The organism is Rhizobium rosettiformans (assembly GCF_016806065.1).
GTDB lineage: Bacteria > Pseudomonadota > Alphaproteobacteria > Rhizobiales > Rhizobiaceae > Allorhizobium.
On record NZ_CP032406.1, the window covers coordinates 307,585 to 331,480 of the forward strand.

Annotated in this window: 17 protein-coding genes and 2 pseudogenes; 16 read left to right on the plus strand and 3 right to left on the minus strand. The window is 59.9% G+C overall.

The annotated features are described in order from the left end of the window. Positions 1-397 precede the first annotated feature (397 nt). Positions 398-1,153, minus strand: a complete 756-nt coding sequence (locus tag D4A92_RS22990) for a DeoR/GlpR family DNA-binding transcription regulator (protein WP_246754132.1) — start codon at positions 1,151-1,153, stop codon at positions 398-400. A 243-nt stretch (positions 1,154-1,396) separates the two neighbouring features. Here D4A92_RS22990 and D4A92_RS22995 point away from each other — a divergent pair, with 243 nt between their 5' ends. From D4A92_RS22995 to D4A92_RS23030, 8 genes are all read left to right on the plus strand, one after another. Continuing rightward, positions 1,397-2,362 (plus strand): ABC transporter substrate-binding protein, encoded by a 966-nt coding sequence (locus D4A92_RS22995; protein WP_006725442.1) that lies wholly within the window; start codon positions 1,397-1,399, stop codon positions 2,360-2,362. 100 nt (positions 2,363-2,462) lie between these two features. Further along, a complete protein-coding gene (locus tag D4A92_RS23000) occupies positions 2,463-3,479 on the plus strand; it encodes a quaternary amine ABC transporter ATP-binding protein (protein WP_203020189.1) in 1,017 nt (338 codons plus the stop codon). Positions 3,480-3,483: 4 nt separating this feature from the next. Beyond that, entirely contained in the window at positions 3,484-5,508 is a 2,025-nt protein-coding gene (locus D4A92_RS23005) for an ABC transporter permease (RefSeq protein ID WP_246754133.1), read from the plus strand. Next, complete coding sequence (locus tag D4A92_RS23010) at positions 5,505-6,413, plus strand: choline/ethanolamine kinase family protein (RefSeq protein ID WP_203020191.1); 909 nt, start codon at positions 5,505-5,507, stop codon at positions 6,411-6,413. The genes D4A92_RS23005 and D4A92_RS23010 overlap by 4 nt, the downstream gene beginning before the upstream one ends. Then, positions 6,410-8,851, plus strand: a complete 2,442-nt coding sequence (locus D4A92_RS23015; protein ID WP_203020192.1) for a GcvT family protein — start codon at positions 6,410-6,412, stop codon at positions 8,849-8,851. Before D4A92_RS23010 ends, D4A92_RS23015 begins: the two co-directional genes overlap by 4 nt. 9 nt (positions 8,852-8,860) lie before the next feature. Beyond that, positions 8,861-11,278, plus strand: coding sequence for a GcvT family protein (locus tag D4A92_RS23020; protein WP_203020194.1), 2,418 nt, complete (start codon positions 8,861-8,863; stop codon positions 11,276-11,278). Then, positions 11,275-12,204, plus strand: a complete 930-nt coding sequence (locus D4A92_RS23025; protein WP_203020196.1) for a phosphotransferase family protein — start codon at positions 11,275-11,277, stop codon at positions 12,202-12,204. The genes D4A92_RS23020 and D4A92_RS23025 overlap by 4 nt, the downstream gene beginning before the upstream one ends. A 511-nt stretch (positions 12,205-12,715) precedes the next feature. Beyond that, complete coding sequence (locus D4A92_RS23030; protein ID WP_203020198.1) at positions 12,716-13,669, plus strand: NmrA/HSCARG family protein; 954 nt, start codon at positions 12,716-12,718, stop codon at positions 13,667-13,669. Here the strand turns inward: D4A92_RS23030 and D4A92_RS23035 are convergent. Then, positions 13,666-14,607, minus strand: coding sequence for a LysR family transcriptional regulator (locus tag D4A92_RS23035; RefSeq protein WP_203020920.1), 942 nt, complete (start codon positions 14,605-14,607; stop codon positions 13,666-13,668). The two genes, D4A92_RS23030 and D4A92_RS23035, sit on opposite strands and share 4 nt — an antisense overlap. Before the next feature lie 919 nt (positions 14,608-15,526). Between D4A92_RS23035 and D4A92_RS25145 the strand changes: the two are divergent. Together D4A92_RS25145 and D4A92_RS23040 are read left to right on the plus strand one after the other, a co-directional pair. Then, positions 15,527-15,708 (plus strand): annotated as a pseudogene (locus D4A92_RS25145) (transcriptional regulator); the annotation flags it as partial. Then, a pseudogene (locus tag D4A92_RS23040) lies at positions 15,698-16,831 on the plus strand (type II toxin-antitoxin system HipA family toxin); the annotation flags it as partial. The pseudogenes D4A92_RS25145 and D4A92_RS23040, both read left to right, overlap by 11 nt. A 64-nt stretch (positions 16,832-16,895) precedes the next feature. On the opposite strand, the gene D4A92_RS23045 reads toward D4A92_RS23040, so the two are convergent. Further along, positions 16,896-17,918 carry a LacI family DNA-binding transcriptional regulator gene (locus D4A92_RS23045; RefSeq protein ID WP_203020201.1) on the minus strand — a complete coding sequence of 341 codons (1,023 nt, stop codon included), beginning with the start codon at positions 17,916-17,918 and terminating at the stop codon, positions 16,896-16,898. 259 nt (positions 17,919-18,177) lie between these two features. Between D4A92_RS23045 and D4A92_RS23050 the strand changes: the two genes are divergently transcribed. The 6 genes from D4A92_RS23050 to D4A92_RS23075 all read left to right on the plus strand — a co-directional run bounded on the left by D4A92_RS23050 (position 18,178) and on the right by D4A92_RS23075 (position 23,890). Continuing rightward, positions 18,178-19,521, plus strand: a complete 1,344-nt coding sequence (locus D4A92_RS23050; RefSeq protein ID WP_203020203.1) for an ABC transporter substrate-binding protein — start codon at positions 18,178-18,180, stop codon at positions 19,519-19,521. Between the two features lie 206 nt (positions 19,522-19,727). Then, entirely contained in the window at positions 19,728-20,675 is a 948-nt protein-coding gene (locus D4A92_RS23055; RefSeq protein WP_006725455.1) for a carbohydrate ABC transporter permease, read from the plus strand. Next, the gene (locus D4A92_RS23060) at positions 20,672-21,616 is read left to right on the plus strand and encodes a carbohydrate ABC transporter permease (RefSeq protein ID WP_203020205.1); all 945 of its coding nucleotides are present in this window, start codon (positions 20,672-20,674) and stop codon (positions 21,614-21,616) included. Before D4A92_RS23055 ends, D4A92_RS23060 begins: the two co-directional genes overlap by 4 nt. Then, the gene (locus D4A92_RS23065) at positions 21,613-21,801 is read left to right on the plus strand and encodes a hypothetical protein (RefSeq protein ID WP_203020207.1); all 189 of its coding nucleotides are present in this window, start codon (positions 21,613-21,615) and stop codon (positions 21,799-21,801) included. Before D4A92_RS23060 ends, D4A92_RS23065 begins: the two co-directional genes overlap by 4 nt. A gap of 3 nt (positions 21,802-21,804) precedes the next feature. Next, on the plus strand, positions 21,805-22,902 hold the full coding sequence (locus tag D4A92_RS23070) for an ABC transporter ATP-binding protein (protein WP_203020209.1): 1,098 nt from the start codon (positions 21,805-21,807) through the stop codon (positions 22,900-22,902). Continuing rightward, positions 22,895-23,890 (plus strand): ABC transporter ATP-binding protein, encoded by a 996-nt coding sequence (locus D4A92_RS23075; protein WP_203020211.1) that lies wholly within the window; start codon positions 22,895-22,897, stop codon positions 23,888-23,890. Before D4A92_RS23070 ends, D4A92_RS23075 begins: the two co-directional genes overlap by 8 nt. Positions 23,891-23,896: the final 6 nt, after the last annotated feature.

Consider the following 23,896-nt stretch of genomic DNA (forward strand, 5'->3'; position numbering starts at 1 on the left):
TGCTTGGGCAGTCTCCTTCACGATTTTCAACGGGCGGCACAGTGAGAATGGCCGGACCAGTCCAAGACCTTTTGGTCGGCTGGTTTCTTTGGCGATGTGATCAGCCCGGTCATGATTCTGCTAACCTGGCGCCTCACCGCGCCATTCCAAGCTTGGGGGCCTATCGGGGATCAGAGATCAAAATTCACGCGGCCAATAAGAAGATAATCGTTTTTCGTTGAAAATCATCGAGTTTCACAAACGTACAGACCAACTGAGACATTGCCGGATCCTGAATGTCACAGAGAGGTGGATCGGTCCTGGTCTCAAGGTTTCCAACACATGGTCTTCCAGGCGCATGAAACATGGCTCCCGATCGGAAGTTCTTCTGCCGGCCCAAGACAAAGAGCTTTAGAGTTCAGGCAAGCAACAGACAGGTGCCCGCGGCCGCCATGGCCTCGGCAATGTCCGGTGGAGGCTGTACATCAGTCGCAAGCTCGGCGATCGCCTCGAAGCCACAGACACGGACCAGGCCCTCGCGACCGAACTTGCTCTGGTCCGTCACAACCAGCGTGCGTCGACCGCGCGTGATAACCGTGCGGGCAAATTCCGCCTCATCCAGATCGTAATCCATCATCCCCGTTGCATTGACGGCACCTGTCGAGATGATCGCGTGGGTCACGGAAAATCGGCTGATGAAATCGATAGCCGTACTCCCGAACGCCGCCCCATTGTCGCTGCGCAACTCCCCACCTGCCATGTAGACTTTGTTGTCGTTCACGGTGGCAAGCGTGCGCGCAATGTCGGAAGAGTTTGTCACGACAGTCAGACGCCGGTGACCCAGGAGCTCCCGCGCCAGGAAGCTCGTTGTCGTGCCTGTGTCCATCATGATCGAGTCACCGTCGCGGATAGTCGCTGCAACTGAGGCGGCTATCGCCCGTTTGGCCTCGCTGTTTTCACGCATCCGACGTTCGAACGGCGCCTCGCCGACCATGGAAGTGAGGCTCACTGCGCCATGCATCCTGATCAGACTGCCACCATTTGCCAACGGCTTGAGGTCCCGCCGGATGGTCTCCAGTGATACACCGAGTTTGCGCGCGAGGGTCGAAAGCGCCACGGTTCCCTCGCGATCCAGAAGACGCAAGATCTCTCGCTGCCGTGTTGAAGGGGGCATGACAATCTCCATCCTGCTCGTCACCGCATCGATAGCTCGCGATAGCACCAGCTTCAAGCAGACACCACATAATCGGTCACAAAAACACAAAATGCCACAGATTCGGATTGACAAGCTCTCGCGCTTGACCCGAGACTGCAGCCATACACGCGGACGTCATCAGATACGAAAAGTACGGGGAACGGCGACCGGGTGCCTTGCCAGATTTAAGCAATCTCAACGGGCTCTACTGGGAGAACTCGAATGCCTCACCATGACCGCATGCCGAGAACTATCGCAGCCGCATTGCTGATGAGTGCCGCCTTCTTCACCGCACCGGCATCAGCGCAGGAATCCACCGATCCGATCAAATTGACACTACATGACTGGACAGGCCAGTTGATCACCACCCAGATCATGGGCGAGGTCTTGAAGAAGGCGGGCTATTCCGTCGAGTTTGTTCAGGCCGACTATCTGGCCCAGTTTGCCGGCCTCGAATCCGGCGACCTCCATGTCGCCATGGAAATCTGGGAAACGACCGGCCGCGAGGCGATGGATGCAGCAACCGCAACCGGCAAGGTCGAGAACCTCGGCGAAACCGGCATGCAAGCCAAGGAAGAATGGTGGTTTCCCGAATACATGAAGGAAAAGTGCCCCGGCCTGCCGAATTGGGAAGCACTGAAGGCTGAAGCCTGTGCCGAAGCCTTCTCGACGGCGGAAACAGCCCCAAAGGGCCGCTATCTCGGTGGTCCGGTCACCTGGGGCGGATTTGATGACGAGCGCGTTGAAGCGCTCGACCTGCCCTTCGAGGTCGTGCATGCCGGAACCGATGCGGCGCTCTTTGCGGAGCTTGAAAGCGCCTATCAGCGCCAGGCACCGATCCTCCTCTGGATCTACGCGCCGCATTGGGCGCCGGCCAAATACAAGGGCGAATGGGTCGAGTTCCCGCAATATACCAAGGAATGCTACGAGGACGCCGCCTGGGGTTCAAACCCGGACATGGCCTATGATTGCGGCAAGCCCTTCGGTCCGATCTGGAAGGTCGCCTGGTCTGGTTTGAAGGACAAGTGGCCCGGCGCTCATGAGGCTATCAAGGCCTTCAATGTCGGCAACGACGAAATGGGTGAGATGATCACCAAGGTCGACCTCGAAGGCAAGAAGGTCGAGGAAGTCGTTGCCGAATGGGTCGGCGCCAACGAGGCCAAATGGTCTGAATGGATCAAGAAATAGCCGGACTGGCTTAGGTCGCCCGCGCACTCCCTCGGCGCGGGTGACCCTTCTTTCGAGCGGCCCCTGCGGGCCATCCGTCCTGCGATCCAGCGGAACTGCCATGTCGACTGAAGCCAAACTCGTCTGCCGCAATGTCTGGAAGATATTCGGTGCGCGCGCCCGCGATGCCGTGTCCTCGAATGGTGGCAAGCCGAACGCCGAGACTCTCTCAAGCGCCGGCCTGGTCGGCGCCGTCCGCGACGTCAATCTTGAGGTGAGAGCCGGCGAGATCTTCGTGATCATGGGCCTCTCAGGGTCTGGCAAATCAACGCTGGTGCGCTGCCTGTCGCGGCTGATCGAGCCGACATCGGGCGAAATACTCTTCAACGGGGAAAACCTGCTTTCGGCCAGCGAAGCGCGGATGATCGAAATCCGGCGCCATCAGATGGGCATGGTCTTCCAGCATTTTGCGCTGCTGCCGCATCTGACGGTGCTCGACAATGTCGCCTTCCCGCTGGAGGTTCAGGGGGTCGACCGGCCGACGCGAGTGGGTCGCGCCAGACGCATGGTCGAACTGGTCGGTCTCGCCGGCAAGGAGACCGCCTATCCGCGCCAACTTTCCGGTGGCCAGCAGCAACGCGTCGGCATTGCCCGCTCGCTTGCGGTCGAACCGGAACTCTGGTTCCTGGACGAACCCTTTTCGGCGCTTGATCCGCTGATCCGACGCGAAATGCAGGACGAATTCCTCCGCCTGCAGTCGGTGCTGAAGAAGACCATTGTCTTCATCACCCACGACTTTGACGAAGCGATCCGGCTCGCCGACCGCATCGCGATCATGAAGGATGGCGAGATCGTCCAGGCCGGCACGCCCGAAGAGCTGGTTCTGGCGCCCGCCACCGACTACGTCGCCGAATTCACCCGCAAAGTCGCCCGTTCCAAGGTCGTCAAGGTCGCCTCGCTGATGAAGACCGCAACCGGCCCTCTGCCCGCGGCCACCACATCGCCATTAGCTTCCATCGCGCAAGCAGCCCCCCTGTTCGCTTCAGCCGGGGACACACTCGGCGTCGTCGATGCCGATGGCCGGATGGTTGGTCTCCTGCGACGCAGCGATGTCGTCGACGTCATGATGCAGGGCTGAGCCGATGAGCGCGCTATCCACCCCGCCATTGCAAGCCCTTGAGACCGGAAGCGCAGCGTCTGGCAAACGCTTCGTGGACATCGCCCTGGCGCTTGCCGCCTTTGCTGTGCTCATGGCCTGGTGGCTCGGCCCGTCGATCGGAAAATGGGCCTTCGACTATCCCCGCGCCTGGCAAATCCCCGCGGCTCGGCACATCAGCGGCTGGATGAAATGGCTGGTCAACGAAGCGAGCTTCGGCCTCTTCTCCTTCACCGATCTCACGCGCTTCACCGCAGACCTCATCGACATTCCCTACAGGTTTACGCTCAGCCTGCTCTCCACCGGCTTCCTCTCGGGCCAGGGATCCGCCGCAGTCCAGATCGTGCCGCCGATCTCCTATCTGGGTGTCATCGTGCTCGTCGGTCTGATGGGATACTATGCAGGCGGCGCCAAGTTGGCGGCCCTGGTCGTCACGTGCTTCGGATTCCTTGCCGCCTTCGAACAATGGTCGAGCGCCATGGTGACGCTTTCCTCCATCCTGGTCGCTGTTCCGATCGGTGTCGTTCTCGGCCTTCTACTCGGGCTCGCCGGCTACCGCTTCGCGTGGGTGGAACGGGCGATCTCGCCGCTTCTCGACCTGATGCAAACCATCCCGATCTTCGCCTATCTCGTACCGATCCTTTTCCTCTTCGGTTTCGGGCCGACGGCAGCCATCGTCGGGACCATTATCTACGCCATGCCGCCCATGGTGCGCATCACCCTTCTGGGCCTGAGGGCCGTGCCGTCAGAGATCCTTGATCTCGGCCAAATGGTCGGCTGCTCGCGCCGACAGATGACCTGGAAGGTCATGGTCCCCTCGGCCGCCGACGCGCTGATGGTCGGCGTCAATCAGGTCATCATGCTCTCTCTCAACATGGTGATCATCGCCTCGATGATCGGCGCCGGCGGCCTCGGCTTCGACGTGCTGGCGGCCCTCCGCCGCCTCGACATCGGTGCCGGCTTCGAAGCGGGTTTCGCGATCGTGGCACTCGCCGTCGCCCTCGATCGCTTGAGCCAGGCCTTCGCGCGAAAGGCCGGCGATCCGTCTATCATGGCGACCAGCGACGACAGGCTGATGCAGCGCCACCCGTATCTCACAGCAGGCCTTGCCGTGATCGTCTTCAGCCTCGTCGCAAGTCTGATCTCGCCTGCTCTCGCAACCCTGCCCGACAGCCTCACCCTATCGACCGGCAGTTTCTGGAACGAGGTGGTGAAATGGATCAACATCAACTTCTTCGACGTGCTCGAGGCGATCCGCACCACCCTCCTCATCCACCTTCTGGTACCGATCAAGCGCTTCCTGGCCGAATTGCCCTGGCTGGGTGTCGTCGCCGTGCTGGCGATTGCCGGCTTTCGCCTCGGCGGGCTGCGGCTCGCTGTCCTGGCCGCCACCCTCTCCTTCCTGATCGCCGCCACCGGCCAATGGGAAAAGGCGATGGTGACGGTCTATCTCTGTGGCATCGCGGTGATCATCGCCTGCCTGATCGGCATTCCGATCGGGATTCTCGCCGCAGAGCGTGAGCGGCTCTGGCGCTGGCTGCAGGTGGTGATCGACACGCTGCAGACGCTGCCTTCCTTTGTCTATCTGATGCCGGCCGTCATGCTTTTCAGGGTCGGCGACTTCACAGCTCTGATCGCCATCGTTGCCTATGCCGTGGCGCCAGCGATCCGCTACACGGCACTCGGGCTCCAGCGCGTCGACCCGAAGGTCGTCGAAGCCGGACGCGCCATGGGTTGCACGCCGTTTCAGATCCTCACCAAGATCAAGCTGAAGCTCGCACTTCCCGAACTCATGCTCGGTCTGAACCAGACGATCATGTTCGCCCTGTCGATGCTCGTGATCACGGCTCTGGTCGGCACCCGCGATCTCGGCCAGGAGGTCTATATCGCCTTGACCAAGGCCGATACCGGCCGCGGCATTGTCGCCGGGCTCGCCGTTGCCTTCATCGCCATCATCGCCGATCGGTTGATCTCTGCCGGCGCGGCTCGTCTGAGGGAGCGTATGGCATGACCGACCTTGCCCCGACCCCAGGACTCGAAGATCGCATCGCGTCCTTGCCCTGCTGGAATGGAGCGCTGGAGATCTGCGTGCTCAAGGGTGGCCTCAGCAATGAAAGCTTCCTGGTGGCCGATGCCTCTGGCCGCCACGTCGTGCGCTTCGGAACAGACTATCCCTTCCATCACGTTTCCAGGGCCCGCGAACTGATGACGGCCCGGGCGGCCCACGAGGCTGGCTTCGCCCCGAAGGTGGAATATGCAGAACCGGGCGTCATGGTGTCTGCCTTCCTCGACGCGAAGACGTTTTCTGCAAATGACGTCGGAGCCGAACGCGAGCGCGTGGCACTCCTTCTCCAACGATTTCACCAGGAGATGCCGCGCTACGTCACCGGCGCGGGTTTCATGTTCTGGCCCTTCCATGTGGTGCGCGACTATGCCCGCACGCTCAAAGCCGGCAACAGCCGGATGATCCCGGAGCTGGACCAGTTTCTCGTGCTGGCGCAGGAACTGGAAGCCGTCCAGGTGCCGCTTCCCATCGTCTTTGCCCATAACGACCTCCTGCCCTCCAACATTCTCGACGATGGCGAAAGGCTCTGGCTCATCGATTTCGAATATGCCGGCTTCTCGACGCCCATGTTCGATCTCGCAGGTGCGACCTCCAATGCCGGCCTGACACCCGAGCAGTCGGAACAGTTTCTCACCGCCTATTTCGGGGGTGTGCCCTCGCTCGAGATCCGCCGCTCGCTCGCCGCGATGCAATGCGCCTCCCTTTTGCGCGAGGCGATGTGGAGCATGACATCCGAACTCTACCTCGATGCGCCGGGGGCCGACTATGTCGGCTACACGGCCGAAAACCTCACGCGCCTCCAAGAAGCGCTGGACCACTACAACTCAGTCTACGGGAACCATGCGTCATGACCCTGCCCTCCCACGCCCAGATCGTCGTCATTGGCGGTGGCATCATCGGCTGCTCCACCGCCTATCATCTCGCCAAGGATCACAAGGCAGACGTTCTGCTCCTAGAACAGGGCGCCCTCACCTCGGGTTCGACCTGGCATGCGGCCGGTCTCGTCGGCCAGCTGCGTTCATCGGCCTCGATCACCCGCGTGCTGAAATACTCGGTCGAGCTCTACAAGGGGCTGGAAGCAGAAACCGGGCTCGCAACAGGCTGGAAGATGACGGGCTGCCTGCGGCTTGCCACGAACCAGGACCGCTGGACCGAATTCAAGCGCCTCTCCACCACCGCCGGCAGTTTCGGCATGGAGATGCATCTTGTCTCCCCCGAAGAGGTGAAGCAGATGTGGCCACTGATGAATGTCGATGACCTCGTCGGTGCGAGCTGGCTGCCGACGGACGGGCAGGCAAGCCCCTCAGACATCACCCAGTCGCTGGCAAAAGGCGCCCGCATGCATGGCGCCAAGATCGTCGAAAATGTTCGGGTTACTGGCTTTGAGATGAAGAACGGCCGGATCACGGCTGTGAAAACCACGCTGGGCGACGTCGCTTGCGAAAAGGTCGTCAACTGTGCCGGCCAATGGGCGCGCCAGGTCGGCGAAATGGCCGGCATCAACGTGCCTCTCCAGGCCGTCAAGCACCAGTATATCATCACCGAGAAGATCGAGGGACTATCGACCGACGCCCCGACAATTCGCGACCCTGACAGACGGACCTACTACAAGGAAGAGGTTGGTGGCCTGGTGATGGGCGGCTATGAGCCCAACCCGCAACCCTGGCTCACCGGCGACTTGCCAAACGACTGGGCCTTCCGCCTGTTCGACGATGATTTCGACCATTTCGAACAGCACATGATTCAGGCCGTCGAGCGCGTTCCGGCTCTCGAGACGGTTGGCGTGAAACAGATGATCAATGGCCCGGAGAGCTTCACGCCCGACGGCAACTTCATCCTCGGCGCAGCCCCCGAATGCAAGAACATGTTTGTCGGCGCCGGCTTCAACGCCTTCGGCATCGCGTCCGGTGGAGGCGCTGGCTGGGTGCTGGCGCAATGGGTGGTCGATGGTGAGGCCCCCCTCGATCTCTGGGTCGTCGATATCAGGCGTTTCGCCGCAATGCATCGCGACCGCCAATGGGTCTGCGACCGGACGCTCGAAGCCTATGGCAAGCATTACACCGTCGCCTTCCCGCACGAGGAATACGACAGCGGCCGTCCTCGCCTCGTCTCGCCGCTCTTTGACCGCTTGCAGGCATCGGGCGCCGTCTTCGGCTCCAAGCTCGGCTGGGAGCGCCCCAACTGGTTCGCGCCCTCCGGAACGGAGCGCAAAGACATCTATTCGATGGGCCGGCAGAACTGGTTCGAATCAGTCGGCGAGGAACACCGCCATGTGCGGGAGGCAGTCGGGGTCTTTGACCAGTCGTCCTTTGCGAAATACGAGCTTTCAGGTCCCGATGCCCTCAAGGCACTCGACTGGATTTGCGCCAACGACGTGAATAAGCCCGTCGGCCGTCTGACCTATACCCAGCTCCTCAACACACGAGGCGGGATCGAGGCGGACCTGACCGTCGCGCGCGTCGCCGACGAAAAATTCTACATCGTTACCGGCACAGGCTTTCGCACCCACGATTTTGGCTGGATATCAGACCATATTCCCGCCGGTCTGGACTGCAGGCTCTCAGACATTACCGAAGACTGGGGCACGCTTTCGCTTATGGGACCATCGGCCCGCGACGTGCTCGGCGGCGTCACGACCGCAGATGTCTCGAATGAGGCTTTCCCCTTCGGCCATGTCCGCGAAATCGAGATCGCCGGCGCCGCTGTTCGGGCGCTCCGGGTTACCTATGTCGGCGAACTCGGCTGGGAGCTTCATATCCCGATCACGGCTCTCGGCGATGTCTATGACGGCCTGATGGCAGCGGGAAAAGACCATCACATCCGCCCAATCGGCTACCGCGCTTTGGAATCCCTGCGCCTTGAAAAAGGCTACCGTGCCTGGAGTTCCGACATCACACCAAATGACACGCCCTTCGAGGCGGGTCTTGGCTGGGCGGTGAAACTGCGGAAGAACACCGATTTTCTCGGTCGCAGAGCGCTGGAAAGCCTGGCCGGCCAGCCGCTCAAGAAGCGGTTGATGGGTTTCACCGTCGACGACCCGTCGATCGTACTCGCCGGACGCGAGACGATCCTCAGAAACGGCGAGCCGGTCGGCTACCTGACCAGCGGTGGCTATGGCTACACGCTCGGTAAGAACATCGGCTACGGCTATGTCCGCAACACTGAGGGCGTCAGCGACGATTATCTGAAGAGCGGAAGTTACGAACTCGTGGTCGCGGCGGAAAAGACGCCTGCCATCCTTCACTTCGGGCCGATGTTCGACCCGGCCATGGACAAGATCAAGGCCTGAGCTATGCCCATGTCATTTCGTGCGGATCGTCACGTCCACATTCTCATCATCGGCGGCGGGGCGATCGGCACGTCAGTCGCCTACCACCTCGCCCGCGACGGTGCCAGTGATGTCCTTCTTGTCGAAAAGGCCATGCTCACCCATGGCTGTACCTGGCATGCGGCAGGTCTGGTGGGCCAGCTTCGCGGCAAGCGAAACCTCACCCGGCTGATGCAGAATTCCGTCGCGGTCTTCGACCGCCTGGAAGAGGAAACGGGCCAGCACATTGCCTGGAAGAAAGTGGGCTCGCTCAGGCTTGCCGGAAGTCCTGAGCGCTGGAGCGAAATTCGCCGTTCGATGACCCAGGCAAAGAGCTTCGGCGTCGAATGCTACTCCCTCTCCGCGGATGAAGCAGCGAAGCGTTTTCCTTACATCGTCAAGGAGGGTATCGAGGGTGCCGCCTTCATTCCCGGCGACGGCTATATCGATCCCTATTCCCTGACCATGGCCTATGCCAAGGGCGCTCGAATGAACGGCGCCAAGATCGAGGAAGGGGTGACGGTCAAGGAGATCGTCATCGAGAACCGCCGGGCCGTCGGCGTGGTGACGAATGGCGGGACGATTTCCTGCGATATTCTCGTCAATTGCGCCGGGCTATGGGCGAAACGCATCGGCGAGATGGCCGGCGTCCCGCTGGCCGCGGGCGTCGTGGAACACCAGTATTTCCTCACGGAGAAGAAACTCACCCTGCCGCCGGATCTGACGACCTTGCGCGATCCCGACAACAATTTCTATCTGAAGCCGGACACCGGCTCCTTTGCCATCGGCGGCTGGGAAGACGGCACGAAAGGTTGCTGGCGCGGCAAGCCCCCACTCGACTTCGGCCGCGAACTCTTCGAGCCGAGCTGGGAGCGACTGGAACTCTTTGCCCTGTCCACCGCCACCCGCATTCCCACGCTCAACGAGATCGGCATCCAAACGGTCATCAATGGTCCGATCCCCGTCTCCTTCGACGGCGAGCCGATCATGGGGCTGGCTCCCGAGCTCGATAATTTCTATGTCGCCTGCGGCTTCACGGCCGGTATCGCCGCCTCTGGCGGTGCTGGCCTTGCGCTTTCAAACCTCATCCTGCACGGCGATGCCGGCATGGACCTGTGGCCTTTCGACGTCAGGCGTTTCGGGGCGGTGCATGCGCAGGGGCGTTATCTTGAACAACGCGCCATCGAGGCTTATGGCGCCTATTACAAGGTCCATTGGCCGGGCGAGGAAGCCCAGGCCGTCCGGGGTCTGCGCCGATCGCCCCTGCATGAGACCCTTGCGAAGAACGGCGCCGTCTTCGGCTCCAAGTTCGGTTGGGAACGCCCAAACTGGTTTTCCAAAGGGGGCCCCGATGATCGGGACATCCCCTCCTTCGAGGGCAAGCCGAACTGGTTCGACGCCGTTGCAGACGAGGTGAAGGCGATCCGCGAAGGCGTGGCGCTGATCGATCAGTCCTCCTTCTCCAAGTTCGAGATCAGCGGGCAAGGTGCTTGGGCCGCCATGCAGCAGATCGCGGCCAATGAGCTGTCCGGTCCGCCGGGCAAGGCCGTGTACACCCAGCTCTGCAACGAGCGCGGCGGCATCGAGGCTGACGTGACGATCCTTCATCTCGCCGACGATCTGCTCTACCTGATCACCGGGTCCGGCTTCGGGGTCCGAGACGGGAACTGGGTCTCCCGCCACCTACCAGCAGGTGTCTGCCTGCGCGACGTCACAAATCGCTTCGCCACCCTCAACATCTGCGGACCGCGGGCGCGTGACGTCCTGCAAAGCACCTCAGACGACGACCTCTCCAATGAGGCGCTGCCATTCCTCGCCGCCAGACGCATCGACATCGGCTCAGCCTCGGCGCTTGCGGTCCGCATCGGTTATGTCGGCGAACTCGGCTATGAACTCTATATCGACCAGGAATATGCGTCCCATGTCTACGACACACTGAAGACGGCCGGAGAAGCCTTCTGCATCACCGATGTCGGTTACCGGGCCATCGATGCGGCCCGCATGGAAAAGGGCTATCTCTACTGGTCCGGCGATATCAGCCCCGACTACAATCCGTTTGAGGCTGGTCTCGGCTTCTGCGTCGCGCTCGACAAGGGCGACTTCATCGGCCGGGAGGCTCTGGCGACGATCAAAGCCGCCGGGGTGAAGCGCAAGCTCGTCTCCTATACCGTCGAGGGTTACGCGCCTTTTCACGGCGGTGAGGCGGTTATGCTCGATGGCAAGGTGGTGGGCTCCACTGCCAGTACCGGTTACGGATATACGCTCGGCAAGACCATCGCCTTCGGTTACCTGCCCAGCGAGATCGCAGCTGGCGAGCAGTTCCAGATCGAGGCCTTCGGCAGGACCTATGAAGCCCGCCGGGGCGCCCGCACCCTCTATGATGCGAAAATGGAGAGGCTGAAGGCATGAGCGAAGAGGCCGAGATCGCGCTTGCCCGCGAAACAGTGAAGAGGATCCCCTTGCTGGCCGGTCACGGCGGCCCGGTCGAACGCCTGGGCGGACTGACCAATCTCGTTTTCCGCGTTGGCGATCACTGCCTGCGCATCCCGGGCAAGGGCACAGAGGAGTACATTGACCGGATCAACGAAATGATTGCGACAGAGGCAGCCGCCCATGCTGGCGTCGGCCCTGATGTGCTTTATGCGGACGCCTCGAGCGGCATCTTCGTCTCCCGCTTCGTACGCGGTGGCGTTACCATGACCCCTGCCCTGTTCCGCAGCATTGAGGGCGCCCCTGCGCGTGCCGCCCAGGCATTTCGAAAACTCCACGACAGCGGCGCGGTCTTTCCCGCGCGATTCGAACTCTTCTCGATGATCGACAGCTACCTTGGCCTCCTCGCCACAAAGTCCGTTGCTCTTCCGAACGGGTATGGCGACGTGCTCAAAGCTGCAGAAACCGTCCGAGCTGCCTTGTCTGCCCATCCTCTGCCGAATGTCGCCTGCCACTGCGATCCGTTATGCGAGAACTTCATCGACACTGGCCACATGATGTGGATTGTCGACTGGGAGTATTCCGGCATGAACGATCCGATGTGGGATCTCGGCGACCTCAGTGTGGAGGGTGAATTTGACAGCAAGCAGGAGGAAGAAATGATCCTTGCCTATTTCGGCGGTGAGCCATCTGCCACCGAGCGTGGGCGCATCATCATCTACAAGGCAATGTGTGACCTTCTATGGACGCTCTGGGGTCTGATACAGCTCGCAAACGACAATCCTGCAGACGACTTCCGCAGCTATGCCGACAACCGCTTCGCCCGTTGCAGATCTCTGATGGGTACAAGCCAGTTCGCAGAGGCATTAGAGGCTGTTGCGACATCCAAGTCGACCGACACATGACTTACCAAAAGGTGCTTTTGCCCCACGATTGTTGACGGGTTATCCAATGAGGACCGCAGCAATCTTTTCAAACGCCTGACGAAGCTAGTCTTCCAGATTTCTCGGCATCTCGCCGCCCGGCTCGCTACCTGTCATGCCTGTTAGAAAAACTTGGTCACCGGAGATGATACCCGGCGAAAGCCTCATTTGGTCAGCGGTTGCCCGCGCCCCAGCCGGAAATAGCGCCCTGCGTTGCATGGTTCCCTCGTTTGCTTTTGAATGCGACTATACGATGTCGAAACCCCGACATACCGGTCAATGACCGCTTCTGAGCTATGACGCCATAATGACGCCTGTCGACCCGAAGCCCTCACTCATTCCTTCGAAGTCGAGTGACCCAGACGCTCAAAGATTTATCCGGAAATCGGCATAATGTAATCCGGCAACAGCGCATAGTGCTGTTGAACCCGATCAGCTATCTCCTCTTATACCGACCGCAGCGACGGCGCTCGGATCAAGATTGGAGGCAGTCATGACACAAGACTCGAAACCATTGGTCGCAATCGTGGGCGCTACAAGCAAGCAGGGCCGGAGCGTCGCGGAGACGCTTCTTGGTAGTCAACGCTTCCGCGTTCGTGCACTGACCCGTAGCAGCGATTCTCCGGCGGCAAGAAGACTTGCGGATATGGGCGCAGAGATCGCCAATGTTCCACTGGAGCTTGGCCGCACGAATGACCTCGTGCGCGCTTTCGAAGGCGCATTGGGCGTTTTCCTGATGACCCCTCCTGTCGCTCCACCCGATACGAGCGAGGCACCCCTTGGCCGGCAGCTGGCTGATGCGGCAGTGGCGGCCGGCGTCCAGCACATCGTCTTCAGCACACTGGAGAATGTTGACGCGATTTCAAATGGGTCCAAGTATGCACCGCATTTCACCGACAAGGCCAAGGTCGCCGACTACATTCGTGGCCTGCCCGTTTCGCACTCTTTCGTCATGCTCGCTTTCTTCTACACGAACTTGTTAGAGTACTATGTTCCCCGCTATGATGGAGACAGGCTGCTCCTGCCGATCTATCTTCCCGAGAATTTCCGCGCTCCGTTCGTAGATCCGTTGACGGCTACGGGCCCTGTCGTACTGGAGATCTTCTCCAATCCGGCGATTTATGCTGGCAGGACGCTTCCAATTGTTGGCGACATCATTTCTCCGCGTGAGATGGTGGAGACCTTTCAGCGGGTGACAGGTATCAGGGCCGAATATCGCAATGCCTTCACTCGGGATGGGCTGCTCGAGAATTTTCCGGCTTTCGCCAGCAACGACCTGTTAGTGAAGGAGCTTCTTGGCATGGTTCAATATGCCGTCGAATACGGTTATTTCAGCGAGGCCAGTGACCTAGAATGGAGCCGCAGGCTGAACCCGTCAACGTTGAATTGGGAGCAATTCCTAAGAACAACAGGATGGCGGGGAACCCAACAGTCCTTCGGGGTTTAACTCGAACCGGTCGACGATTGGTGCGAGGTGATCCCGGGCAATTTCCTGATTTCTTCAACAAGGAAATCGGCCAGCAATCGAACGCGGGTGATCCCGGCCCGTTCCGGAACAACGAGCAGGCTGGCAGGAACCGCCTCCAGGTCGTAATCGTCAAGGACAGTTTCAAGTTTGCCTGCGTCGAGCAAATCCTGAACTAGCCATAGATGTGCCGGCGCTATGCCGCGGCCGGCGGCAACAGCGGCTCGGGCGGCTAGGCCGTGGTCCACGCGTAAGGTTCCGTTCATGGGTGCGATAAAACGTGTCCCATCGGGACCACAGATAAAGAGTTGATCGCTTCCGGCAACGTTGGACATGACGACGCCGTTGTGGTGCGTCAATTCTGACGGACGCGTGGGTCTTCCATGGTTGGAGAAGTAGTCGGGCGACCCCACGAGTTTCCGGATACTGGCCCCAACTGTGACAAGTTTCATTCCTCCGTCGATGATGGGTCCTAGGCGCAAAGCTATGTCCACGCCCTCGCGTGCGAGATCAATGCGCTCGTCTGTAAGATTGAGGTCTATCCGGATATAAGGATATTTGTCCTGAAAAGCGAAGATGATGCGCGTAACGTGCAGCACGCCGAGCGCCGCGGTGCAGGAAAGGCGCACCGCGCCCAGAGGAACCCGCCGAGCGTCTCTGACCTCTTCCGACGCCTGTTCTACGAGGCGCAGGATCTGCAGGCAGTTCGCATAGTATCGATTGCCTTCCTCCGTCAGAGTAACGCGACGAGTCGTGCGCCCAAGCAACGGGACCCCCACTGCCTGCTCAAGCTCATTAATGTGACGAGTTACTGTCGATTGACCGATCCCCAGCTCTCGTGCGGTCGCCGACAGACTGCCACGTTGTGCAACACGCACGAAGGTGCGCATGCGATCCAGGGAAACGTGATTATTATCCATTTTTCGGCAGAATGTTGCTAATGCTCCCTTGTAGTCCGGAAGACGATCGTTGGCCATAGCCGTGTGCTGACGACTGCAGATGACCGCAAGGGCGCAAAGCGGTCGTCGCGGCTGGGCGCCATTCGACCATAGTGGAAGCGAACAGCCCAAGCTTTTTCATTCGGCCCAGTCCAGATGCATGCCAAACCAATATCGCGCAACAAGTTGTTGACCAGCCGCCAAGTGAGAACATAATAGGAACATTTTCCGCTCTCACCGGCAGCAAAGGCTCGTCCTCTCATGCAACACGATTCCGCAAAGATCCTGGAACTCCATGTCGCTATTGCCCTTGGCTGCCTCAGGCGCACAACAATCAGAAGCTATGCCGGCCGCGGACCAAGCCGCCGTCGCGATCTGCACCTGATCCCGTCCATGGCTGAGGCTGTCGCTCACCACGTGACATCCTCGCTCCATTTTGAGAAAGACGGCGCCGCAGTGATCCTGAGCCGCATAACACGACATATCGAGGCCGTTTTGCAGAGCGTCTCCGATGCTGAGGCGCGCGCATGGGCAGGGATTGATGCCAATCAGCGTGACCTTGCGCGAAGTGTCATCGGCAACCGCATAAGCCTACGCCTGCAGGAGCGCTACGCGGTTCTATCAAATCGTCGGTCGGCCATTGTGCCAGCAAGCGGCGTCTGGTGCGGGCTCCCGTCTGCCGAAAGCGATTAGCGATCACAATCAGACACCGCAGCCTGATCCCGCATGTTCGTGCGGCAGGGCGATCGAATGGACATCTTGATACATGACGTGCCCGTGGCCGGCTTCCCAAAGAGGGACCTCACTTTCAGTTCATATTTATGACCTTTGAAGCGGCATTGCTTCGGCGGAATGAACACGAATTGACAGCAAACCGCTGCGCGCCACGATGTTCATAATTATGAACATAACAGCGTTATACGTTCAGCAGAATGAACACGGCAGGACAAGATGCCACGTATCAGGAGTTAGGCCAGAGTTACACGCGACGTTCTTCTCGCGCTAGGAAAACTGATCCGCGTCAACCGAACAGAACGCGGACTGACGGCGCAAGAACTGGCTGACCGCGCGGGGAATCATCGCGCCTGCCAACGGGCTGAAGATGCCAAGCTCAATCCGTGATGGCTCACCTGACGCCTGGGGGCGCCGCGTGATCATGAACAGGCTGACGGGGAAGAGGCCCGATGCCGTGGGCGTGCCTGACCTGAGTGAACTGACATTTTTGCTGCAATCCGGATCGGACCGGATTGCAGCGCTCGATTTCCAGGCATCTGCGACCGAGTACGTTCCCCGCCTTGCGGCCCAAGCAGCACTCGACGAATTGGTCGAAGTGGCGACGCTTGTTGAAAAGGGGATGCCGCTGACACCTGTGCTGGACCAGGCACTCAACCACGGCACGTCAATTGGCGGTGCGCGACCGAAGGCACTCATTGACGGCAACGACAAAAAATTCATCGCAAAATTTTCCGCCAGCAACGACACCTATAGCGTCGTGAAGGCGGAATTCATCGCGATGCGGTTGGCGTCAGCCTGCGGCCTCAAAACTGCTCCTGTCTCGATAACCCGCGCAGCCCACAAGGATGTCCTGCTGATCGAACCCTTCGACCGGCTTCACAGTGCAATGGGCTGGACACGTCGCGCCATGGTCTCGGCACTGACTTTGCTTGGGCTCGATGAGACGATGGCGCGCTATGCTTCTTACGAAGATCTGGCAGAGCTGGTTCGGCACCGCTTCAGCGAGCCGAAGCAAACGCTACGGGAACTCTATGGCCGGATCTGCTTCAATGTCCTTTGCGGCAATACCGACGACCACGCCCGCAATCACGCAGCATTCTGGGACGGCAGACAGCTGACGCTGACGCCTGCATATGACATATGCCCGCAAAGTCGCACTGGCAGCGAGGCCACACAGGCCATGCTGATCAAGGGCGACATTCGCGCCAGCACGCTTGCGGCATGCCTCGCGGCAGCGCCAGATTATCATTTGACCGAAGCAGAAGCGGCCAAGCTCATCGAGCATCAGCTTGCAACCATTGCGCAAGATTGGCAGTCGGTCTGCGAAGAGGCCGAGTTGACCGAAGTCGACCGTAAGCTGTTTGCTGGACGCTAGTTCCTCAACAGCTACGCCCTGGAAGGCCTCCATGGTCATTCCGCCCTTGGGGATGCTTACAGCAGTGCACAAAACGCATTGATTAGCCGCTCATAGGTTTGGGGGTTGGATGCGTCGTTGTCGCTGGCGCGCTCAAGGCTCCAACTCTGGATCTACTCGCTCAGAGATTTTCCTTGAGAAGAATTTCGATGCGGATCTTTTCCTGTGCCGCCAGCGGCTCGCGAGCATCCGAGCGGGCACGCATGATGCGAATGGCGCTGCGCACCGCATGGCCCGGATCCTGCGCGATGACGGCATCGATCAGCTCGTCACGAAGCGCCTGCTCGGTAAAGGGCGTACGCTCGTGTACCACGACTGCAATCCCGCTCAGTTCGACATTTCCGGCAGCAGCAAGGATCGGCACGCGAGCCTCTGCGCTCAGCACATAAATGCCTGAAACGTCGCGGTTGCCAGCCAGGACGCGGCCGATCACCTGCCGGGTGCGCGCCTCATCCGCATGGGTCTCGATCGAGGGCAGACAGGTCAGGTGCGGAAAGGCGCGATTGATGACCTGATCGAAACCGAGACGGCGCTGGATACTGTCGAGCGATTGCATGGTTTCGGCAATCACCAAGACCTTCCCAGGCTGAGGTCCGGCCAGCATGCCCATCAGCTTGCCAGCGGTTGCGCCGGCCGCGAAGTTGTCAATGCCGACAAAATCAGCCTCAGGCAGTTTCTCCTGACCCGAAAGAAACTGCACAACCTTGATATTGCGCTCGAGAAGCCTGGCCATGGCATCGCGCACCTGCGGAGACTCGGGCGCCATCACCGCAACGCCATCAACACTCTCCTTGTCCAGACTGGAGAGGAGCTTTGCTACGCCATGGGCATCGTCTGTCGCAATCTGGCGGCAGGTGATTTCAGTGAGGTCGCCCTTCAGCGCAGCGGTGAGCTCTTCTACGTGGCGCCTGAGTTCGGTGAGGTACAGATCGCCGCTGCCCGGCAGCAGGAACAGGAAACGGTAAAGCTTGTTCCGGGCAAGACTGACAGCTGCCGGGTTGCGAACGAAGCCGATCCGCTCGATCGCGTCATTGACCAGCCGGGCGGCCTTTGGGCTCACATTCGGCCGCTCATTCAAGACACGGTCCACAGTCGCAAGGCTGACGCCCGCAGCCTCAGCCAGATCCTTCGCTGTTGGACGCATAGTGACTTCCTGCTGATTTCCGTCTGGCAGAGCTTTCCTTCAAAACGCGGCAAAACGCAAGAAATGATGTGCGCACCTCAAAAACGGCTTGCTTTGAGGTGCGCACATCAATTAGCTTTGTTCTTGGGTCAGGGTAGGGCGTTCAACGCGGCCGGATCCGCTGGAGGAGGCCGGCCAGGGATGAGGGTCCGGAGCCGGCATTTTGCCCGCAAGGGCGTTTCGCCATCCGTTGGAGACCGGACGGCGCTGGGAGGATGACATGATGACATCGCTTTACGTGAAAGGCCTGCTTGCTGCCGCGACAGTTGCATCTTCAATGAGCTTTGGCGCTCTTGTGGCGCATGCCAATGAAAAGGAACTGACGCTCTGCTGGGCAACCTGGGATCCGGCAAACGCGCTGGTCGAACTCAGCAAGGATTTTGAGGCCTCGTCCGGCATCAAGATGAAGTTCGAGTTCGTGCCGTGGCCGAACTTCGCCGACCGCATGCTCAACGAGCTCAATTCCGGCGGCAAACTCTGCGACCTGATGATCGGCGACAGCCAGTGGATTGGTGGTGCCGCCGAAAACGGCTGGTATGTGAAGCTCAACGACTTCTTCGACAAGGAAGGCATCAGCATGGATGCCTTCGTACCGGCAACCGTCACGGGCTATTCCGAATGGCCGAAGAACACCCCGAACTACTGGTCGCTGCCGGCCTTTGGCGACGTGGTCGGCTGGACCTATCGCAAGGATTGGTTCGAACGCCCGGAGATCCAGAGCGCGTTCAAGGAAAAGTTCGGTCGCGACCTGACGCCGCCTGCAACCTTCGACGAACTGAAGCAGGTCGCCGAATTCTTCCAGGGCCGCGAGATCGACGGCAAGACTGTTTACGGCGCCTCCATCTACACCGAGCGTGGCTCCGAGGGCATCACGATGGGCGTGATGGACGTGCTTTACAGCTATGGCTTCAAGTACGACAACCCGGAAAAGCCCTATGATATGGAAGGCTTCGTGAATTCGGACGGTGCGGTGAAGGGCCTTGAATTCTACAAGTCGCTCTATGACTGCTGCGTCGCGCCGGGCACATCCAACACCTACATGGGTGAAGGTATCGACGCCTACAAATCGGGCCAGGTTGCCATGCAGATGAACTTCGCCTTCACTTGGCCGGGCTTCGAGGCCGATCCGAACGTTGGTGGCGGCAAGACGGGCTATCTCGTTAATCCGGCAGGCCCTGGCGGCGAACAATTCGCCCAACTCGGCGGCCAGGGCATTTCAGTTGTCGCCAATACGGACAACATGGACGGCGCGCTGGCCTACATCAAGTGGTTCGCGCAGAAGGATGTGCAGGACAAATGGTGGTCCATGGGTGGCTTCTCATGCCTTCGCGCCGTGGTCGAAGACCCGAACTTCGCCAAGAGTCAGCCCTATGCGCAGACCTTCCTCGACAGCATGGCGATCGTGAAGGACTTCTGGGCAGAGCCGGCCTATGCGTCGCTGCTTCAGGCATCGCAGAAACGCTTCCACGATTATGTCGTCGCAGGCAATGGCACCGCAAAAGAAGCGCTTGACGGGCTGATCGCCGACTGGACGGAAACCTTCGAGGACGAAGGCAAGCTCTGACACCAGCTGAGCCTGACGCCATGACTGGGCTTAGCCCTCCTGCCCTCTCCCTCGGCAATGCCGGGGGAGAGACACAAAGCCAGCGCTGCCGCCGGCACCAATCTTTCAAAGCCTTGAAGCCTGCCGGCACCAGTAGAACCTTGCCTCGTTGCGACAAGGCCTAAGGTCCCGGCTGCCCATTTGGAAACGTTAAACGGATCCGGACGATGACCGACAAAGCTGCAGCCCGCCTCGCCCGCGCGACACCAGAACCGGTTGCAAAACGAATCCGGGGTCTGAGCGATAGAGCCATTGCCTGGATTTTCGTCGCGCCGACGATCTTCCTGCTGTTGTCCATCAACATTTTCCCGCTGATCTGGACGATCCGCCTGTCGTTTACGAACTTCGCCGCCAACAAGCCAAATGCGCAAGTGCAGTGGGTCGGATTGCGCAATTATACGCGCATCCTGACAGACGCAGACACCTGGGCGAACATGCAGACAACAGCCCACTTCCTCATCTGGACGATCACCTTCCAGGTGCTGATCGGCTTTTCCCTGGCATGGCTGATCAACCGCAAGTTCAAAGGCAATGACCTGGTGACGACATTGATCGTCATCCCGATGATGCTCTCGCCCGCCGTGGTCGGCAATTTCTGGACCTTTCTCTACCAGCCGCAGATCGGCCTCGTGAACTATGCCGTCGAATTCTTAACCGGCATTCCTGCCGACAGCTTCTCGATGCTTGGCCCCGGCGGCTGGGCACGCTGGGCGATCGTCATCGTCGACACCTGGATGTGGACGCCCTTCGTCATGCTGATCTGCCTTGCCGGTCTGCGTTCCATCCCCGACTACATCTATGAGGCAGCGGAGGTCGACCGCGCATCGAAGTGGCGGCAGTTCTGGACGATCACCCTGCCGATGGCGCTTCCGTTCCTGATGCTTGCGGTCCTGTTCCGCGGCATCGAGAATTTCCGGATGTTCGACCTCGTGGTCCTTCTCACCGGTGGCGGGCCGGGGGACGAAACGCTGCTCGCGTCGATCGACCTCAAGCGCGAAGCCTTCGAGAAGTGGCGGACCGGCTATTCCAGCGCCTATGCAATCATCCTGTTCGTCACGGTATTCGGCCTCGCCTCCATCTACGTCAAGGCACTGAACAAGGTTAAGGAACGATGAGCGCACATTCCGTCACCGAACCGTCGACCGTCTCCAAGTGGATTGCCGGCATCTTGGTTGGACTTTACGCACTGATCACTTTAATCCCGCTGCTGTGGATCATTTCGACGAGCTTCAAGTCTGGCCCAGATTCGATTAGCTATCCGCCGAAAGTGGTCTTTCAGCCGACGCTTGAAGGCTATGTGAACCTCTTTACGACCCAGTCGCGCCCATCCACATCGGACCTTGCCAAACTGCCGCCGCCCACCACCTGGTATGACAAGATCACCCGTGACAGGGGCATGATCATCTCGGGTCCTTCGCGCTTCGGTCAGAGGTTCCTGAACTCTGTCATCATCGGCTTCGGCTCGACATTCCTGTCGATCTTTCTCGGAACGCTCGCCGCTTATGCCTTCAGCCGCTTCAAGGTACCGCTGAAGGACGACCTTCTGTTTTTCATCCTTTCGACCCGCATGATGCCGCCGATTGCGGTCGCGATCCCAATCTATCTGATGTTCAGACAGCTTGGGCTATCCGACACCCATCTCGGCATGATCCTGCTCTATACGGCGGTCAACCTGTCGCTGTCGGTCTGGCTGCTCAAGGGCTTCATCGATGAAATCCCGCGCGAATACGAGGAAGCGGCACTGATCGATGGCTACACCCGCTTCCAGGCCTTTTACAAGGTCGTGCTACCGCAGGCGGCGACAGGTATCGCCTCGACCGCGATCTTCTGCCTGATCTTTGCCTGGAATGAATATGCCTTCGCAGTCCTTCTGACGAGCGGCAATGCCCAGACGGCACCTCCCTTTATCCCAACCATCCTCTCAGTCGGCGGCGGGATCGACTGGCCGGCCGTTGCGGCGGCAGCCACGCTGTTCTTGCTGCCAGTGGTCGTCTTCACCGTTTTGCTACGCAAGCATCTACTCCGCGGCATCACCTTTGGAGCCGTACGCAAATGATGAACTTCCTAACCCGCCTCAGCCGGTTTCGCCGGTCCGAATGGGAAATGCTTGCCTCGGCCCTGATCGCACTCGGCGTCATCATGCTCATGCAGCCACTGTCGCTGACCCTCTTCACCCTCTCCTTTCCGGTGACGCTGATCGGAACCGTCATGTTCATCGTCGTCAGTCATTTCCCGGAGTAAGTCATGGCCCAGATTCGCGTTGAAAACCTGCGCAAGGACTTTGGAGCCTTCAATGCCGTGAAGTCGTCCACCTTTACCGTCGAGGATGGCGAGTTCTTCATGCTGCTTGGCCCCTCCGGCTGCGGCAAGACGACGACATTGCGGATGATGGCCGGCCTTGAACTACCAACCAGTGGTGAGATCTATATCGGCGGCGAGGAAGTCGGTATGAAGCGCGCCAGCGAGCGCGACATCGCTTTCGTCTTTCAGATGTTTGCGCTTTATCCGCATATGAATGTGCGCAAGAACATCTCCTATCCCCTGGTGAGCCAAGGCGTGTCACGGTCCGAAGTCGATCGTCGCGTGGCTGAAGTCGCTCGCATCCTGCAGATCTCATCGATCCTAGACAAACCGGTCGGTGGTCTCTCGGGCGGCGACCGGCAGCGCGTGGCGCTTGGCCGTGCGATCGTACGCCAGCCGAAAGCCTTCTTCATGGACGAGCCCCTCGGCGCACTCGATGCGGAGTTCCGCGAGCATATGGCCGAGGAGCTGCGTGCCCTGCATGATCGCATGGGGGCGACCACCGTCTACGTCACCCACGATCAGCTGGAAGCCATGCAGATGGGCGACAAGATTGTCGTCATGAACCATGGCGTGATCGAGCAATTCGGCAAACCCCAACAGATCTACGACTGGCCGGCGTCCAAGTTCGTGGCAAAGTTTATCGGCTCGCCGCCGATGTCCTTCCTGGAATTCGATGGGGCAATTGAAGAAGGCGGCAACGCGGTTTTGATCGGTGAATCTCGCATCGAGCTTCCCAAATCCAGAGAAGGCCGCAAGGGCGCGCTCACGCTCGGGGTGAGGCCGGAACATGTTCGTCTGTCGGACGCAGCTGACCTTAGGGGACGGGTCGCCGCCGTCGAATATCTGGGCACCACACAGATCCTCACGATCGAGACCAACCACGGAGAGATCAAGGCGCGGACAGCATCGAGCGATGTGATCAAAACAGGGGCTTCCGTTGGGCTTGAATTGGATCGCCGCTCGCTCACCCTGTTTGATGCGATGAGCGGAAAGGCCCTGCTATCCGAAGGCAATGAAGGAGTGCTGAGCCGTGGCTGACGTCATCCTTTCCAGCATCAGCAAGTCGTTCGGTGCCACCCGTGCGCTCGATGACGTGACAATGACCGTTCCCGACGGCGCGTTCGTGGTACTCCTGGGGCCCACCGGAGCCGGAAAAACCACGCTTCTGCGCACGGTGTCCGGCCTTGAAACCCAAGACAAGGGTGACGTCAGGATCGGCGGACATTCCATGGCGGGCCTGACACCGGCACAGCGCAACATCGCGATGGTCTTTCAGCAGTATTCCCTCTATCCGCACATGACGGTGCGGCAAAACCTCGAATTCCCGCTGAAGTCGCCGCTGTTGCGCACGCCCCAGTCGATGATCGACCAGAAGGTCAAGTCCATTGCCGAGGTCCTGCAGATCTCCCACAAGCTCGACAACAAGGCGACGGCCCTTTCGGGGGGGGAGATGCAGCGCGTCTCGATCGGTCGGGCGCTGGTGCGCAATCCGCAAATCTATCTCATGGATGAACCACTGAGCTCGCTCGACGCGAAACTCCGGTCCGATCTCCGCGTTGAACTGAAGAATATTCAGGCACAGTCGGGCGCCACTTTCCTCTATGTGACGCATGACCAGATCGAGGCGATGACCATGGCGACCCATGTCGGTGTCTTAAAGGAGGGCCGGCTCGTACAATTCGGATCGCCGCGCGAGATCTATGAAACGCCGGTCAGCATCTATGCCGCAACCCGGCTTGGCCAGCCGCGCATCAACGTCCTCCCCGCAAACCTCTTCCCCGGCGCACCGGCCAGGGCCCATTCCATTGGCCTGCGGCCCGAGCATATTCACCAGGGGGAAGGTCGAGAAGCCCGGGTGATCCGGGTCGAGCATCTCGGCGATCAGACGCGCCTTCATCTGACCCTTGGGGAACACCCGATCATCACTGTCACCGATGCCCATACCGCCCTGAAGGGCGGCGACGTCATCAGAATCCAGCCGCGCGAGCCGCTCTATTTCGATGCGGCCGGAATGCGTCTCATTTAAGGGAGG

Coding starts and splice junctions, on each gene's coding strand:
- D4A92_RS22990 (WP_246754132.1), bottom strand. CDS start 1,153: ATGCCCCCTTCAACACGGCAGCGAGAGATCTTGCGTCTTCTGGATCGC.
- D4A92_RS22995 (WP_006725442.1), top strand. CDS start 1,397: ATGCCTCACCATGACCGCATGCCGAGAACTATCGCAGCCGCATTGCTG.
- D4A92_RS23000 (WP_203020189.1), top strand. CDS start 2,463: ATGTCGACTGAAGCCAAACTCGTCTGCCGCAATGTCTGGAAGATATTC.
- D4A92_RS23005 (WP_246754133.1), top strand. CDS start 3,484: ATGAGCGCGCTATCCACCCCGCCATTGCAAGCCCTTGAGACCGGAAGC.
- D4A92_RS23010 (WP_203020191.1), top strand. CDS start 5,505: ATGACCGACCTTGCCCCGACCCCAGGACTCGAAGATCGCATCGCGTCC.
- D4A92_RS23015 (WP_203020192.1), top strand. CDS start 6,410: ATGACCCTGCCCTCCCACGCCCAGATCGTCGTCATTGGCGGTGGCATC.
- D4A92_RS23020 (WP_203020194.1), top strand. CDS start 8,861: ATGTCATTTCGTGCGGATCGTCACGTCCACATTCTCATCATCGGCGGC.
- D4A92_RS23025 (WP_203020196.1), top strand. CDS start 11,275: ATGAGCGAAGAGGCCGAGATCGCGCTTGCCCGCGAAACAGTGAAGAGG.
- D4A92_RS23030 (WP_203020198.1), top strand. CDS start 12,716: ATGACACAAGACTCGAAACCATTGGTCGCAATCGTGGGCGCTACAAGC.
- D4A92_RS23035 (WP_203020920.1), bottom strand. CDS start 14,607: ATGGATAATAATCACGTTTCCCTGGATCGCATGCGCACCTTCGTGCGT.
- D4A92_RS23045 (WP_203020201.1), bottom strand. CDS start 17,918: ATGCGTCCAACAGCGAAGGATCTGGCTGAGGCTGCGGGCGTCAGCCTT.
- D4A92_RS23050 (WP_203020203.1), top strand. CDS start 18,178: ATGATGACATCGCTTTACGTGAAAGGCCTGCTTGCTGCCGCGACAGTT.
- D4A92_RS23055 (WP_006725455.1), top strand. CDS start 19,728: ATGACCGACAAAGCTGCAGCCCGCCTCGCCCGCGCGACACCAGAACCG.
- D4A92_RS23060 (WP_203020205.1), top strand. CDS start 20,672: ATGAGCGCACATTCCGTCACCGAACCGTCGACCGTCTCCAAGTGGATT.
- D4A92_RS23065 (WP_203020207.1), top strand. CDS start 21,613: ATGATGAACTTCCTAACCCGCCTCAGCCGGTTTCGCCGGTCCGAATGG.
- D4A92_RS23070 (WP_203020209.1), top strand. CDS start 21,805: ATGGCCCAGATTCGCGTTGAAAACCTGCGCAAGGACTTTGGAGCCTTC.